The organism is Paenibacillus rhizolycopersici (genome assembly GCF_014947195.2).
Lineage (GTDB): Bacteria > Bacillota > Bacilli > Paenibacillales > Paenibacillaceae > Fontibacillus > Fontibacillus rhizolycopersici.
In genome coordinates this window covers 21,814-36,420 of sequence record NZ_JADCNN020000035.1, presented here as the reverse complement: position 1 = coordinate 36,420, position 14,607 = coordinate 21,814, and the positions used below count along the sequence as shown (strand labels likewise).

At 52.8% G+C, this 14,607-nt stretch carries 12 protein-coding genes and 1 pseudogene; 12 read left to right on the top strand and 1 reads right to left on the bottom strand.

Translation table 11 applies throughout. The features are described from left to right. From IM700_RS22175 to IM700_RS22165, 3 genes and pseudogenes are all read left to right on the top strand, one after another. Positions 1–732, top strand: a pseudogene (locus IM700_RS22175) (flagellar hook-length control protein FliK); the annotation flags it as partial. After that, complete coding sequence (locus tag IM700_RS22170) at positions 729–1,034, top strand: EscU/YscU/HrcU family type III secretion system export apparatus switch protein (RefSeq protein WP_193415197.1); 306 nt, start codon at positions 729–731, stop codon at positions 1,032–1,034. The pseudogene IM700_RS22175 and the gene IM700_RS22170, both read left to right, overlap by 4 nt. Then, a complete protein-coding gene (locus IM700_RS22165) occupies positions 1,027–1,419 on the top strand; it encodes a YraN family protein (RefSeq protein ID WP_193415198.1) in 393 nt (130 codons plus the stop codon). Before IM700_RS22170 ends, IM700_RS22165 begins: the two co-directional genes overlap by 8 nt. Positions 1,420–1,600: 181 nt before the next feature. Here IM700_RS22165 and IM700_RS22160 read toward each other — a convergent pair whose 3' ends face one another. After that, the gene (locus IM700_RS22160) at positions 1,601–3,229 is read right to left on the bottom strand and encodes a YifB family Mg chelatase-like AAA ATPase (RefSeq protein WP_193415199.1); all 1,629 of its coding nucleotides are present in this window, start codon (positions 3,227–3,229) and stop codon (positions 1,601–1,603) included. Between the two features lie 640 nt (positions 3,230–3,869). Here IM700_RS22160 and sucC point away from each other — a divergent pair. The 9 genes from sucC (at position 3,870) to flgC (ending at position 14,601) form a co-directional block, all read left to right on the top strand. Next, positions 3,870–5,030 carry an ADP-forming succinate--CoA ligase subunit beta gene (gene sucC / locus IM700_RS22155; RefSeq protein ID WP_193415200.1) on the top strand — a complete coding sequence of 387 codons (1,161 nt, stop codon included), beginning with the start codon at positions 3,870–3,872 and terminating at the stop codon, positions 5,028–5,030. Positions 5,031–5,079: 49 nt separating this feature from the next. Next, entirely contained in the window at positions 5,080–6,009 is a 930-nt protein-coding gene (sucD, locus tag IM700_RS22150; protein ID WP_193415201.1) for a succinate--CoA ligase subunit alpha, read from the top strand. Between the two features lie 98 nt (positions 6,010–6,107). Then, positions 6,108–7,199: a DNA-processing protein DprA gene (gene dprA, locus IM700_RS22145; protein ID WP_193415202.1), complete on the top strand. Its 1,092-nt coding sequence runs from the start codon at positions 6,108–6,110 to the stop codon at positions 7,197–7,199. Positions 7,200–7,406: 207 nt separating this feature from the next. After that, positions 7,407–9,509, top strand: a complete 2,103-nt coding sequence (gene topA, locus IM700_RS22140) for a type I DNA topoisomerase (protein ID WP_193415203.1) — start codon at positions 7,407–7,409, stop codon at positions 9,507–9,509. A gap of 71 nt (positions 9,510–9,580) precedes the next feature. Further along, complete coding sequence (gene trmFO, locus IM700_RS22135) at positions 9,581–10,897, top strand: methylenetetrahydrofolate--tRNA-(uracil(54)-C(5))-methyltransferase (FADH(2)-oxidizing) TrmFO (RefSeq protein ID WP_193415204.1); 1,317 nt, start codon at positions 9,581–9,583, stop codon at positions 10,895–10,897. 428 nt (positions 10,898–11,325) lie between these two features. Further along, complete coding sequence (gene hslV, locus IM700_RS22130) at positions 11,326–11,868, top strand: ATP-dependent protease subunit HslV (protein WP_155607411.1); 543 nt, start codon at positions 11,326–11,328, stop codon at positions 11,866–11,868. Positions 11,869–11,906: 38 nt separating this feature from the next. Next, entirely contained in the window at positions 11,907–13,310 is a 1,404-nt protein-coding gene (gene hslU, locus IM700_RS22125; RefSeq protein WP_193415205.1) for an ATP-dependent protease ATPase subunit HslU, read from the top strand. A 427-nt stretch (positions 13,311–13,737) separates the two neighbouring features. Next, entirely contained in the window at positions 13,738–14,145 is a 408-nt protein-coding gene (gene flgB / locus IM700_RS22120) for a flagellar basal body rod protein FlgB (protein WP_193415206.1), read from the top strand. A gap of 6 nt (positions 14,146–14,151) precedes the next feature. Further along, a complete protein-coding gene (gene flgC / locus IM700_RS22115) occupies positions 14,152–14,601 on the top strand; it encodes a flagellar basal body rod protein FlgC (protein ID WP_155607324.1) in 450 nt (149 codons plus the stop codon). Positions 14,602–14,607 lie beyond the last annotated feature (6 nt).

Below are 14,607 nucleotides of genomic sequence, written 5' to 3'. Positions count from 1 at the left end.
GCAGCGGCGGGCGGCGCAACCCCGGGCGAGGGGCTGACCCCGCCCGGAAAAGACCCGGCCGCGCCGGCGGAAGCGCGCGCGGGCCAATCCCCAGCGCAGCCGTCAGGCATCGCCGATGAAGCCGTAGCCGCAGCCGCCCGCAACAACGGCGGCAGCGTTGGCACATCGGCAACGGGCACGGCCGCGCACGAGACGCTGAAAGGCCTTCTCCTGCAGGTGATGGCCTCAGACGATCTGCCCGCGCCGCTTCAGGAGGCGGCACGCCAGCTCGTCCAGCAGCTGACCGGACAGCAACTGCTGCTGAACACGGACCGGACCGCGCCGTTTGCACAGGTCACGATGTTCCTGCCCTTTGTCGGACCGGACGGTCGACAAACCGCCGCGGTACACATCGAGTCGCGGCGCGGGCGCAAAGGCGAGCTGGATCCGGACAATTGCCGGCTGTGGTTCGATTTACAGATGAAAGCGCTAGGCCAGATCATGGTGGATGTGCAGGTCGCCGACAAGAAGGTGCTGCTCAAAATTTATAGTGAAAAGGAAGCGACAGGCGCTTTTCTTGAATCTCGTCAAGCGGAGGTAAGCCTGGCGTTAGAGGGGGCGGGGTACCGGCTATTGTCGCTGAAAGCCGAACCTTTGATTCAGCCAACGAGCGCGGAGGGGGTCGAGGCGGATTTCAGTCTGCCTATGTCTTATGCGCCGAGCGTATATAAAGGGGTGGATTACCGCGTATGAAGGAGAACCCGCATGCTTCCGAATTGGCTTTCAAAAAAGCGGTCGCGCTTAAATATGATCCCGGCCAAGGCGAAGCTCCGGTCGTCGTAGCCAAAGGCAAGGGCTTGATCGCCGATCAGATTCTGGACGCGGCTTTAGAGCACGGGATTCCAATCCAGGAGGATGCCGCCTTGGTTGAGGTACTGTCCAAGCTGGATCTGGATCAGCAAATCCCCTCCGAATTATTTGACCTGGTGGCCGAAATTCTAACCTTTATTTATCGATCCGATAAAATGGCGGAAAGAGGGTTGTTCTTTGAGTAACCTCGATGTAAATGAGCGAAGAACAGACGGTCGAAAAGACCGCGGCCGCAAAGCGGAACAGGCCGCCTGTGAGCACCTGCTGTCGCACGGGTTTACCGTGGTAGAGCGAAATTGGCGCTGCCGCACGGGGGAGATTGACATTATCGCCCGCAGAGGGAATACGCTTATCATCGTAGAAGTACGGAGCCGCAGCCAACAGGCTGCGGCTTTCGGCACACCGGCCGAATCGATCACCGCCCGGAAAATCAAGCAGGTTCGTGACACGGCCGTTGTTTATCTTCATCGTACGGGGCAATCGGATGCAAACATTCGCTTTGATGTGGTGGCTGTAACGTTCGACAAGAATAATGACATCACGCTGGAACATATCGAAGCAGCTTTTTAAAGTGGGTTCACGTTTGGCGTTCCCGATTTGTAGTGCACGATTATCCCTTTCGTTCAGATGGATAATAAGGAGCCCTAGTATGCTTAATTACATGATCCAACGGGATAATCATGCAAAGTGCCGGGATAGGGCAGAGTACTCCTTGTTCCCTTACCTGTGATTCCGAAGAAATGAAACCGGCTCACCCCGCAATCTCTTGCCGACGATCCAATTGACGGTATTGGATGGCTTCCGCCACATGTTCGGCCCGGATGTGGGTCTCCCAAGCGAGATCGGCAATGGTTCTCGATAGCTTGATGATTCGATCATAAGCCCGCATGCTAAGGCCCAGCATATCGAAGGAAACCTGCAGCAGCTTGGCGGCATCGGGGTTCAGCGGAGCGAATCGACGCAGCAGGCTGCCGTACAACTGGCTGTTCCGGGTGATTGGGCTTCCGTGATAACGTTCCTGCTGGATCCGTTCGGCCGCCATCACCTGTTCCCGCATCGCTCCAGAGCCGAGCGGCTGGGAGTCCTCCTGCCAACGCTGAGGACGGGGGACCTCTACCTGCATATCGATCCGGTCCAATAGCGGGCCGGATATTTTTTCGCGGTATTGTGCAATGCGCCAAGGGGTACAGGTGCACTGCGGCAGCGGAGGCTCCGCACCCTGGTATCCACAAGGACACGGATTTAACGAACCGGCCAACAGAAAATGAGCAGGGAACGTGAACGACGCCCGGGAACGACTGATCGTGACGATGCGATCCTCCAGCGGCTGACGCAGCACCTCCAGCACGTTTCTGGAAAACTCCGGCAACTCGTCTAGAAACAATACGCCGTGGTGGGCGAGACTGACTTCGCCCGGCTTAGGAATTCCGCCGCCTCCGATCAAGCCTCCGGCCGAGATGGTATGGTGCGGCGAGCGGAAGGGTCGGCGCAGGATCAGACCTTGACTGGAGTCGCCGAGCTTGCCGGCGGAGCTATATATTTTCGTAACCTCCAGCGATTCTTCCGACGTCAAGGGCGGCAGGATGGAGGGAAGCCTTTGCACTAGCATCGTTTTGCCCGTGCCTGGCGGGCCGATCAGCACGATATTATGGAAACCGGCGGCAGCAATCGTCAGCGCTCGTTTGATTTGCCGTTGCCCCAAGACATCGCTATAGTCTAGCAATGGGGGAAGATCGACCGAGGTAGCGATGGCTTCGGTTTTTTGCTCAAGGTGATTCAACGATTGCAGGACGAGCGGAGCCTGCTCCTCCTGCTTATCCAGCTCCCGGATAGAACGCAAAGGATGCAGAGCGCTGGCTGTCTGAAGCTGGTCTTCGAGTGAGGGGGGAGCCAGCTCCGATAGATGGCTAAGACCGTAGACTCGAATCCCTCCCAGCAGCAACGCTTCCGCGGCATTGTCCTGCGGCAGCAGGACGGCGGTATAGCCGTCGCGCCGCGCTCGATCGACCATGGACAAGACGCCGGGGACCGGCCGCAACGTGCCGTCGAGCGACAGCTCGCCGATAATGAGCAGTCGCTCCTCCGGCGGTAGTTTCACCTGATCGCTGGCTGCCAATAACGCGAGGGCGATGGCCAAATCGAAAGCGGATCCTTCCTTGCGCAGATCGGCTGGCGCCAAATTGATCGTGACGCGTTGAAGCGGAAAGCGATACCCGCAATTTTTGATCGCCGCCCTTACCCGGTCGATCGCTTCACGAACCGCGGAGTCCGGCAAACCAACGATGCTGGTTTGCGGGATTCCGTTGGACAAGTCGACCTCGACCTCGATCATCACCCCATCAATACCGTATAAGCAAGCGCTGTACAATTTTCCGTACATAACAAAAACACCTCTTTCCATGTCGATTCGAATCCTTGCTTGGGCAAGGCCAGATTGGAAAAAGGTGCTTCCTTATTATCCCATTTAATGAAGTTACACGTATTCTAGGACGAACCGTTACGATTGTCAAGCTTTTCAAAGCCAAAGAGGCGGCGCGATAGAGGTAAGTTCTATCTCTGTTCCCCTCCGGAACGCTCTTATTTATGGACGGCCTTGCTAAATATCATGATGTCTCTTGTTAATAGTAAAAAGGCAAGCGTATACCTCACAAACGCGGCACGTATCGGCATTGCCGAATTTTATCGAAATTCATCTCATGGTGAGATGTGTGCGCGCGCAATACGATTTGTTCGCAGATTGCCTCATTGAAAATTCGCCCTTTGAATCCAACTCTTCGAAGCTTTGAAAGCGGTTAACGAAAATTCGGCTGTTCTACCTTTCTGCGTCACTTATTCATCTCAAAGTGAGATGAAAACGATATAAAAAAGTTGTGTATAAATCATGAACTTTTTAAGGTAAGCGTTTCAAAATAGTGGTACAATATTCTGGGTTTCAGCTGATGTAATTTGAGAAGGGGGACCACAAGCCGCTGGTTTTTGGACCCTCTAAATACCGCCTGTTGATAGGAGGATTTTTACGCATGAATATCCATGAATATCAAGGAAAAGAAGTCCTGAAGCAGTACGGCGTGGCCGTTCCTGAAGGACGAGTGGCGTTTACGGTCGAGGAAGCTGTGGAAGCGGCGGTAGCGCTGGGGACCCCGGTTGTCGTGGTCAAGGCGCAAATCCATGCCGGAGGCCGCGGGAAAGCCGGCGGTGTAAAAGTGGCGAAGAATTTGGATGAGGTCAGATCTTATGCTCAGGATATCCTCGGTAAGGTACTGGTGACCCATCAGACGGGGCCGGAGGGCAAAGAAGTGAAGCGCCTCTTGATCGAACAAGGCTGTGATATTAAGAAGGAGTATTACGTCGGCGTTGTCGTGGACCGAGGAACGGGTCAAGTGACGATGATGGCGTCCGAGGAAGGCGGCACGGAAATCGAAGAGGTTGCGGCCGCGACTCCGGAAAAAATTTTCAAAGAGGCGATCGACCCGGCTATCGGCTTGACGCCGTTTCAGGCGCGACGGTTGGCTTATGCGATTCACATTCCAAACGAATTGGTTGGCAAGGCCTCGCAATTTATGCTGGCTTTATATGAAGCATTTGTGGACAAAGATTGCTCCATTGCGGAGATCAATCCGCTGGTTGTCACGGGGGACGGAAATGTGATGGCACTCGACGCGAAGCTCAATTTCGATTCCAACGCGCTGTTCCGCCATAAGGATATTTTGGCTTTGCGCGACCTGGAGGAAGAAGATGAGAAGGAAATCGAAGCCTCGAAATTTGACCTCAGCTATATCGCGCTGGATGGCAATATCGGCTGTATGGTCAATGGGGCGGGTCTCGCGATGGCAACGATGGACATCATCAAATACTACGGCGGTGACCCGGCTAACTTCCTGGACGTTGGGGGCGGCGCTACGGCGGAGAAGGTAACGGAAGCGTTCAAAATCATCCTGTCGGACGCCAAGGTGAAGGGCATTTTTGTCAACATTTTCGGCGGTATCATGAAATGCGACGTCATTGCTTCGGGCATCGTGGAAGCGGCGAAGCAGGTTGGTTTGGACCGCCCGCTCGTCGTGCGCCTGGAGGGGACGAACGTTGATTTGGGCAAGCGGATTTTGGTCGAATCGGGACTTGCGATCGTTTCCGCAGATTCGATGGCGGATGGTGCCCAGAAAATCGTAGCGCTCGTATCCTAACGGACGCATTTAGAACGCAATCACCTATCCATAAGGGGAGGCTCGAAATATGAGTATTTTGGTCGATAAGAATACGAAGGTCATCACCCAGGGGATCACCGGGAAAACCGCGTTGTTCCATGCCAAGGGGGCACTCGACTACGGCACGCAAATGGTCGGGGGAACGTCGCCGGGCAAGGGCGGCACGAAGGTAGACATCGCCTTAGAGAGCGGCGAAACCGTCAGCCTGCCGGTGTTCAACACGGTTCGCGAAGCCAAGGAAGCGACTGGCGCTACCGCCAGCGTCATTTATGTTCCGCCGGCATTTGCCGCGGATTCGATCCTGGAAGCTGTGGAAGCGGAATTGGATCTGGTCATTTGTATTACGGAAGGCATTCCGGTCCTTGATATGGTGAAGGTTAAACGTTATATGGAAGGAAAAAAGACGGTTCTGATCGGTCCGAACTGTCCGGGCGTAATTACGCCGGGCGAATGCAAGATCGGAATCATGCCGGGGTATATCCATTTGCCTGGTCATGTCGGCGTCGTTTCGCGCAGCGGCACGTTGACATATGAAGCGGTGCATCAGCTGACGACGCGCGGCATCGGCCAATCCTCGGCAGTCGGCATCGGCGGGGACCCCGTGAAGGGTTCGGAGTTCATCGATATTTTGCGCCGGTTTAATGACGACGACAACACGCACGCCGTGATCATGATTGGGGAGATCGGTGGTACGGCCGAAGAGGAAGCGGCGGAGTGGATCCAGAAGAACATGACGAAACCTGTCGTCGGGTTCATCGGCGGCGTAACGGCGCCTCCGGGCAAACGGATGGGCCATGCCGGCGCGATCATTTCCGGGGGGAAAGGTACGGCGAAGGAAAAAATCGCCAAGCTGGAGTCCTGCGGTATTCAGGTTGCGCCTACTCCGTCCGAAATGGGCGCGACGCTTGTGAACGTACTGGAGGAGCGCGGCATTCTGAATTTATGCACGACACATTGATCTTTTTTTGATATAATCATTCGCAAAGGTAAGCAACCTTCTCAGCCCAAAGCGGCTTGGAAGGTTGCTTTTTTTTATTTCAGAGGAGGGATTCGGGAGTGGAGAAGAAGTGGGTTTTGGCAGGTTTGCATGAATGCCCCGGGGTGGGATGGAAATCGCTTCAGCGAATTGTTGAATACGATAAGGATTGGGAGCATGCCCTAGAGTTTACTGCAGCCGATTGGATGGAACGGGGGCTGGATCCGGAGCTTGCGCTGCACCTGTCGGAACAGTTCAACGCAGGTTGGATTGATGCTCGAATGGAACAACTTTGCCTCAAAGGCATACAGGTGATTACAAGGTTGGATTCGGAGTATCCTATTTTAATGAAGGAGACCGCTCGGCCACCATGGGTTTTGTATGTCCTTGGAGATGTACGGCTGCTTAACGGCCTCTCCGTGGCGATGGTGGGCACGCGATTGCCAACTGCCTATGGGCGCAAGGTAGCTGCAGATTTGGCAGGGGAGCTTAGTACTCGCGGAATTACCGTCGTTAGCGGGATGGCCCGGGGGATTGACGGGGTTTGCCATGAAGCGGCGTTGCAAGCCGGCGGGCCGACCTTAGCCGTATTGGGTACCGCCATCGATGTCGCTTATCCTCCGGACCATGTCTCGCTGTATCGCCGGATTACCGAGCAAGGGCTCATCGTTTCGGAGTATCCCATCGGCACACCGGGGCATCCCGGGATGTTTCCGCAGCGCAACCGGATCATCGCAGGGATCAGCCGGGGTACCGTGGTTGTGGAAGCCGATGCCCGGAGCGGTTCGTTGATCACGGCGGATATGGCGCTGGAGGCCAATCGCGACTTGTTTGCCGTCCCGGGTCCGGTCACCTCGCCGAAAAGCCGGGGGACGTTGTCGCTGCTGAAGCAGGGAGCAGCCAAAATCGTCACCGAAGCCAAGGATATCTGGGAGGAATACGAGGCCTTATTACCTTCCGCGAAGGAATTCAAAAAGGAAGCGGTAACAGGAAACAAGTTGACAGATGAGGAGCACCGCATATACCATATGTTGGAGCAGGGCATCACGAGTTTCGATGATTTGCTCGTGCAGACCGGGTGGGATTTTGGACTTTTACATTCAGTTCTGTTATCTTTAATCATGAAAAAAACGGCGGTTCAACTCCCCGGCTCTGTGTACCAGTTAATATAGTCCTTTCCTAACCAAGAATGGCCCCAATATATGACTATATGAGAGGTAGTTCAAAAAGTCATTCTTTGATCACGAAGTAGAATCAAGAAGATTATTCGACATCGAATCTTGAATTCATCCAACCTTCTTGGTGCTGAAAAGCTGACTTTTTGAACTCGATTATTAAATTGAATGAAGTTTCGTATTGTTTGAGAGGAGGACGAACCTGTGGCGGATTCACTCGTCATCGTAGAATCGCCTGCCAAGGCGAAAACGATTGGCAAATACTTAGGCAGCAAATACATCGTGAAAGCCTCAATGGGTCATGTTCGCGATTTGCCCAAGAGTCAAATTGGGGTTGAAGTAGAGAACGACTTCAGTCCGAAGTATATTACGATCCGTGGGAAGGGTTCCGTATTAAAAGAATTAAAGGATGCCAGCAAAAAAGTAAAAAAAATCTATCTGGCAGCTGACCCCGATCGCGAAGGCGAAGCGATTGCCTGGCATCTGGCCCACGTTCTGGACGTGGATCAAACGGAAACATGCCGTGTCGTATTTAATGAAATTACGAAGCAAGCGGTGAAAGATGCGTTCAAGACCCCACGCCAGATCAATATGGATCTTGTGAACGCGCAGCAAGCCAGACGGATTCTGGATCGGTTGGTTGGTTACAAGGTCAGCCCGCTGCTGTGGAAGAAGATCAAAAAAGGGATGTCGTTTGGCCGCGTACAATCGGTTGCGTTGAAAATCATCTTGGATCGGGAGAACGAAATCTCCGAATTTGTTCCGGAAGAATACTGGAGCATTACGGCGAAGCTGAAAACCGGAGATTCTGCGTTCGAAGCGAAGTTTCACCAGTTCCAAGGCCAAAAGCTGGAGCTGCAAAGCGAACAGCAGGTTCAGGAAATCCTGAAATCGATTGAGAAAGCTAAGTTTAGCGTGGCCGAAGTGAAGGAGAAAGAACGCCTCCGCCATCCGGCTGCGCCGTTTACGACAAGCTCCCTGCAACAGGAGGCTGCCCGTAAGTTGAATTTCCGCGCAGCGAAGACGATGTCCGTCGCTCAGCAGCTCTATGAAGGGGTTGACCTCGGCAAAGAGGGAACCGTTGGTCTGATCACCTATATGCGTACGGACTCAACGCGAATTGCCGCCTCGGCTCAAGAGGAAGCGAAGGAATATATTCTGGGTAAATTCGGTGAAGCCTTTGCACCCGAAACGCCGCGTCAATATTCCAAAAAAGCCGCCAGCGCGCAGGATGCTCACGAAGCGATTCGTCCGACATCGGCGATGCGCGATCCGGAATCGGTGAAGGAATTCACTAGCCGCGACCAATACCGGTTGTATAAATTGATTTGGGACCGTTTTATGGCCAGCCAAATGACGTCTGCCGTGCTGGACACGATGTCGGTCGATATTGCTGTAGGTGAAGCGACCTTCCGTGCCGTTGGCTCGAAAATCCGTTTTCCTGGATTCATGAAGGTGTACGTGGAAGGCAACGATGATGGGAACGCCAATGAGGATGATAAATTCTTACCGCCTCTGCAAAAAGGGGAAGTGTTGGTTAAAGAATCGATCGAACCGAAACAGCATTTCACCCAACCGCCACCGCGTTACACCGAGGCACGTTTGGTCAAAACGCTGGAGGAGCTGGGGATCGGACGCCCAAGTACGTATGCTCCAACACTGGAGACGATTCAAAAACGCGGCTACGTCGCCATCGAAGAGAAGAAATTCATGCCTACCGAGCTAGGCGAGCTCCTTATTGAGCAGACAGAACAATTCTTTCCGGAGATCCTAGACGTTGAGTTTACCGCTCATATGGAGGAGGACCTTGACCATGTCGAGGAAGGCTCCGAGGATTGGGTACGGGTGCTCGGCGAATTTTATGAATCGTTCGAGAAGCGACTTCGCGTTGCAGAAGAAGAAATGAAGGAAGTCGAAATCGAAGACGAAGTCTCCGATGAAATTTGTGAAAAATGCGGGAAACCGTTGGTGTATAAATTGGGACGGTTCGGGAAGTTCCTGGCATGCTCCGGATTTCCGGATTGCCGCAATACCAAGCCGATCGTTAAGGATATCGGCGTCACCTGCCCGAAATGTAAGGAGGGCCATGTAGTCGAACGCCGAAGCAAAAAAGGACGGGTTTTCTATGGCTGTGACCGTTATCCAGAGTGCGATTTCGTCTCATGGGATAAACCGTCCCCTAAGCCTTGTCCGAAGTGTGGTTCACTGCTTGTGGAGAAACGGAACAAGCAAGGCGGGAAACTCCAATGCACGGCTTGCGATTACGTGGAAGCGATCGAGGACAACGACGACGGTTCGGATGATTAAGACGAGTCTTGCAAGAACTTGCGGACATTGACAACTTAGAAACTCAGCAAGGATTTTGGGGGGATTAGAGAATGACGAACAAAGTAACGGTCATTGGCGCGGGACTGGCCGGCAGTGAAGCGGCTTGGCAGATCGCGAGCCGAGGGATCCCCGTGGTCTTGTACGAGATGCGTCCGGTGGTCAAAACCCCGGCGCATCATACCGATAAATTCGCCGAGCTGGTCTGCAGCAACTCGCTGCGGGCGAACGGTTTGACGAACGCGGTTGGCGTGCTAAAGGAAGAGATGCGGATGCTGAACTCGCTGGTGCTCGGTGCTGCGGACCGTAACGCGGTGCCGGCCGGCGGAGCGCTGGCGGTTGATCGGGACGGTTTCTCCGGGGAAATCACTCGCACGCTCAGTGAGCACCCGCTGATCGAAGTGGTGAATGAGGAAATCACGGAGATTCCGACAGAAGGGATCGTCGTTATTGCGACGGGGCCACTAACGTCTCCTGCTTTATCGGAGCAGATCCGGAAGTTGACCGGTGAGGATTATTTTTACTTCTACGATGCCGCCGCTCCGATTGTGGAGAAGGAATCGATCGATATGAACAAAGTGTACTTAGCTTCACGGTATGACAAAGGCGAAGCGGCTTACCTCAATTGCCCGATGACCGAAGAGGAATTCGACGCCTTCTACGAAGCATTGATTAACGCAGAAGTGGCGCAGCTGAAGGACTTCGAGAAAGAAGTATACTTTGAAGGCTGCATGCCGATTGAAATCATGATGCGCCGCGGCAAGCAAACCGCGTTGTTCGGGCCGATGAAGCCGGTTGGTCTCGTGAACCCGCATACCGGGAAGTTACCGCACGCGGTCGTACAGCTGCGTCAGGACAACGCTGCCGGTACATTGTACAACCTGGTTGGCTTCCAGACCCACTTGAAATGGGGCGAGCAAAAACGCGTCTTTTCCATGATCCCGGGTCTCGAAAACGCCGAGTTCGTCCGCTATGGCGTGATGCACCGCAACACGTTCATCAACTCGCCGAAGCTGATGATGCCGACGTATCAATTGAAGACTCGGCCAACCTTGTTCTTCGCCGGACAGATGACCGGCGTTGAAGGCTACGTCGAGTCCGCCGCGTCCGGCTTGATCGCCGGGATCAACGCTGCCCGTGCCGCAGCCGATACGGAAGGGATCGTCTTCCCTGAGGATACGACGCTAGGCAGCATGGCGCGTTATATTACCACCGCGGACTTCGAGCACTTCCAGCCGATGAACGCCAACTTCGGCTTATTTCCGAAGCTGGACACCCGCTATCGCAAGAAAGCGGAGAAAAACGAAGCGCTCGCTCATCGCGCGCTCAATAGCTTGCGAGCCTTTATGGCAGAAGAACGGTTGGGTTAATCCACCGTTTTTTTGCAATCTAGGGGGCAAACGGGTTATGCTGAAAGCAAGGATATTCATACACATAGAATTAGCCCAATAAAGCAGAACGTAAGCGAATCCCGAAGGGAAAGCGTTCCACGCACATAGTTAAGCGCATCCCCGCAGGGGACAGCGGCTCAGGAGCGCCTCAGTCGATCCCACGTTCTTCAGGTGTTCCAGGTAACCCGGGAGCACCCAAAGTGAGACGTACCCGAAGGGGGAAAAGCGTTCCGTGCACGAAGTAGAGCGCATCCCCGCAGGGGACAGCGGCTCAGGAGCGCCTCAGACGATCGCACGTTCTTCCCCTTGCGGGAGTCCAGAGGGCAGCAGGCCCTCGGGCGCCCTCCCTTACGGTAAGGGAGGGATGGGGAGGGTTGAGATTCAAGAAAGGAAGTGCCAAAACACTCATGGATCTAACTTTTCACGCCACAACAATTTGCGCTGTACGACATAATGGCAAAGGGGCCATCGCCGGTGACGGGCAAGTTACGTTTGGGCAGAACGTCGTGATGAAGCAGACGGCGAAGAAAGTACGCCGGTTATACCGCGGGCAAGTGGTGGCTGGTTTTGCCGGCTCGGTTGCTGATGCCATCACGTTATTCGAAAAATTCGAAGGCAAGCTGGAGGAGCACCAAGGCAACTTGCAGAGAGCTGCTGTCGAGCTAGCCAAGGATTGGCGGCAAGATCGTGTGCTGCGCAAGCTGGAGGCATTGATGATCGTGATGGACAAATCCGGTATGCTGCTGATTTCCGGCGGCGGGGAAATTATCGAGCCGGATGACGATGTATTGGCAATCGGGTCAGGCGGCAACTTCGCGTTGTCGGCTGCACGGGCGCTCAAACGTCATGGCCAGGGTCTTGAAGCCAAAGATATTGCTCGAGAATCCCTACAGATTGCTTCGGAAATTTGTGTCTATACCAACAATAACATTATTGTTGAGGAGCTTTGAGGTTCCGTTGAAACTATCGTGTTCAGGGGGGACGAATCATGACCGATAAAAATTTAACGCCCAGACAAATCGTGGCTGAATTGGATAAATACATCGTAGGGCAAAAGCAAGCCAAAAAATCGGTTGCTGTCGCTCTGCGTAACCGGTACCGGCGTAGTCTTCTCCGGGAAGAGGTTCAGGATGAGATCGTGCCGAAGAACATTCTGATGATCGGGCCGACCGGTGTGGGGAAAACGGAAATTGCCCGCCGGCTCGCCAAGCTCGTCGGTGCCCCATTTATTAAAGTGGAAGCGACGAAGTTCACCGAGGTCGGTTATGTTGGCCGGGACGTCGAGTCGATGGTGCGCGATCTGATCGAAACGGCGATCCGTACCGTGAAGCTGGAGCGAACCGAAAAGGTGAAGGACAAGGCCGAAGAGCTTGCGAATGAACGTCTGGTTCACATTCTGGTGCCTTCCGAAAGCAAAGCCAAAGGGGTGCGTAATCCCTTTGAAATGTTATTCGGGGGAGGCAACGGAAACGGCACCCCTGACCAGGAGCAGCCGGAAGAAGATGGTACGCTGACGGAACGTCGCCGTCAAGTACGGTTCAAATTGCTGGCCGGCCAAATGGAGAATGATATCGTGGAAGTCGAAGTAGAGGACAATGCGCCAACGATGATGGATATGTTCGCAGGTCAAGGGAACGACCAGCTCGGCATGAACATGCAGGAAATGTTCGGCAGTCTTCTACCGAAACGGACGAAGAAGAGAAAGCTGACGGTCAAAGAAGCCCGCAAGGTACTGACGCAGGAGGAAGCAGCCAAGCTGATCGATCAGGACGATTTGATTCAAGAAGCCGTCACGCGAGCCGAGCAAACCGGGATCATCTTTATTGACGAAATCGATAAGGTTGCCAGTCGAGGTCAAGGTTCGGGGCCGGACGTTTCCCGTGAGGGCGTGCAGCGCGATATTCTGCCCATCGTGGAAGGCTCAACGGTCATGACTAAATACGGACCGATTAAAACCGACTACATTTTGTTTATCGCAGCGGGAGCTTTCCATATTGCTAAGCCATCTGATTTGATCCCCGAGCTGCAAGGGCGTTTTCCGATTCGGGTTGAGCTGAGCAGCTTATCGCTGGAGGATTTTGTATCGATCTTGACCGAGCCGGAGAACGCTTTGACCAAACAGTACATCGAACTGCTGCGCACGGAAAATCTAGAAATTGAGTTCTCGGACGCAGCGATCCATGAAATCGCTCGTATTGCGGCTTCGGTCAACACGAATACCGAAAACATTGGAGCCAGACGGCTGCATACGATCCTTGAGAAGCTGCTGGAGGACCTGTCCTTTGAAGCTCCAGAGCTGACGCTCGAGAAAATGGTGATCACTCCGGAATACGTAAAGGAAAAACTAGGAAATATTGCCCAGGATCGAGACCTTAGTCAATTTATTTTGTAAATCCATCTGATTCGAATCAGAAATGGATATTTACAAGCTAGGACCTGATCCGTTTTTCACAATATTGTAAAAACTCAGGCCACTTCGCCATCTTAGGCGGGTGGTCTTTATTTATTCCTAGAAAGGTGATTGACTTTAATAGATATGGATGATGTTGGTTTTTGACGATTATTATGTAAAATTTGCATTTTTGACCAAAAACGATGTCAAAGTCATGAAAGATAGGGCTTTTTTCTTATTGTAATAATGTCGAATCTCCTTGAAACTTAGGATATATGACATTATTAAACAGCATTCATGTCTAGGACGTAAGAAAGACAATTAAAAGACAATAATTAGCAAAAAAAATGTCGAAAAAAGAGGATTTGTCTATTGTTTGTAGAATCATTAATGATTAAGATCGAATGAGACTAAGGGGGGAACTAATGTGCAGTTGTTGAATGGGGTGGGATTTGACAGGCTTGATACCGCGATTCAGGCCGCAAATCTTCGGCAAGGGGTTATCTCCAATAATATTGCGAACGTGGACACCCCTTACTTTAAAAGATCCAGCGTGTCTTTTGAAAGCATGCTGCAAGCAGAGATGAACGACGGTATGCCTGCGCTCCAAGGAAGGAGAACGAACGTGAGGCATTTCGTTATAGGTCCAACGAACGAGGTTCCTGAACCGGTCGTAGGCACGGATCAAAGTACGGCAATGAACAACAACCAGAATAACGTCGATATCGACAGCGAAATGACAAAACTTGCCGAAAATCAACTGAGATATAACGCTTATGTCGAGCAAATGAATTATTTGATTAAAATGAAGCGTACCGCCGTTGAAGGGAGATAATCGGCATTGAATATCAATGACAGTTTTGGGATTAGTTCTTCCGCATTAACCGCACAACGTCTTCGTATGGACGTGATTTCCTCTAATATCGCTAATGCCGATACGACTCGGGCCAAGATTGAGGACGGCAAAGCTGTTCCTTACCGGCGCAAAACGGTTGTTATGGCACCCAAGGAGATGGATTTCGATCGTGCCTTGAATTCGGCTATGGGTAAGGATGCGAGTAGCCAAGGGGTAAAAATCACGAAAATTCAAGAAGATGCCTCGCCATTTAAACCGGTTTACAACCCGACACATCCTGATGCAGACAGTGAAGGGTATGTCTATATGCCGAATGTCGATGTTTTGAAAGAGATGGTAGACATGATTTCGGCAACCCGCTCTTATGAAGCTAACGTTACGGCGCTTAACGCCAGCAAAGCGATGTTTACCAAAGCCTTGCAAATCGGTAAATAGACTAGA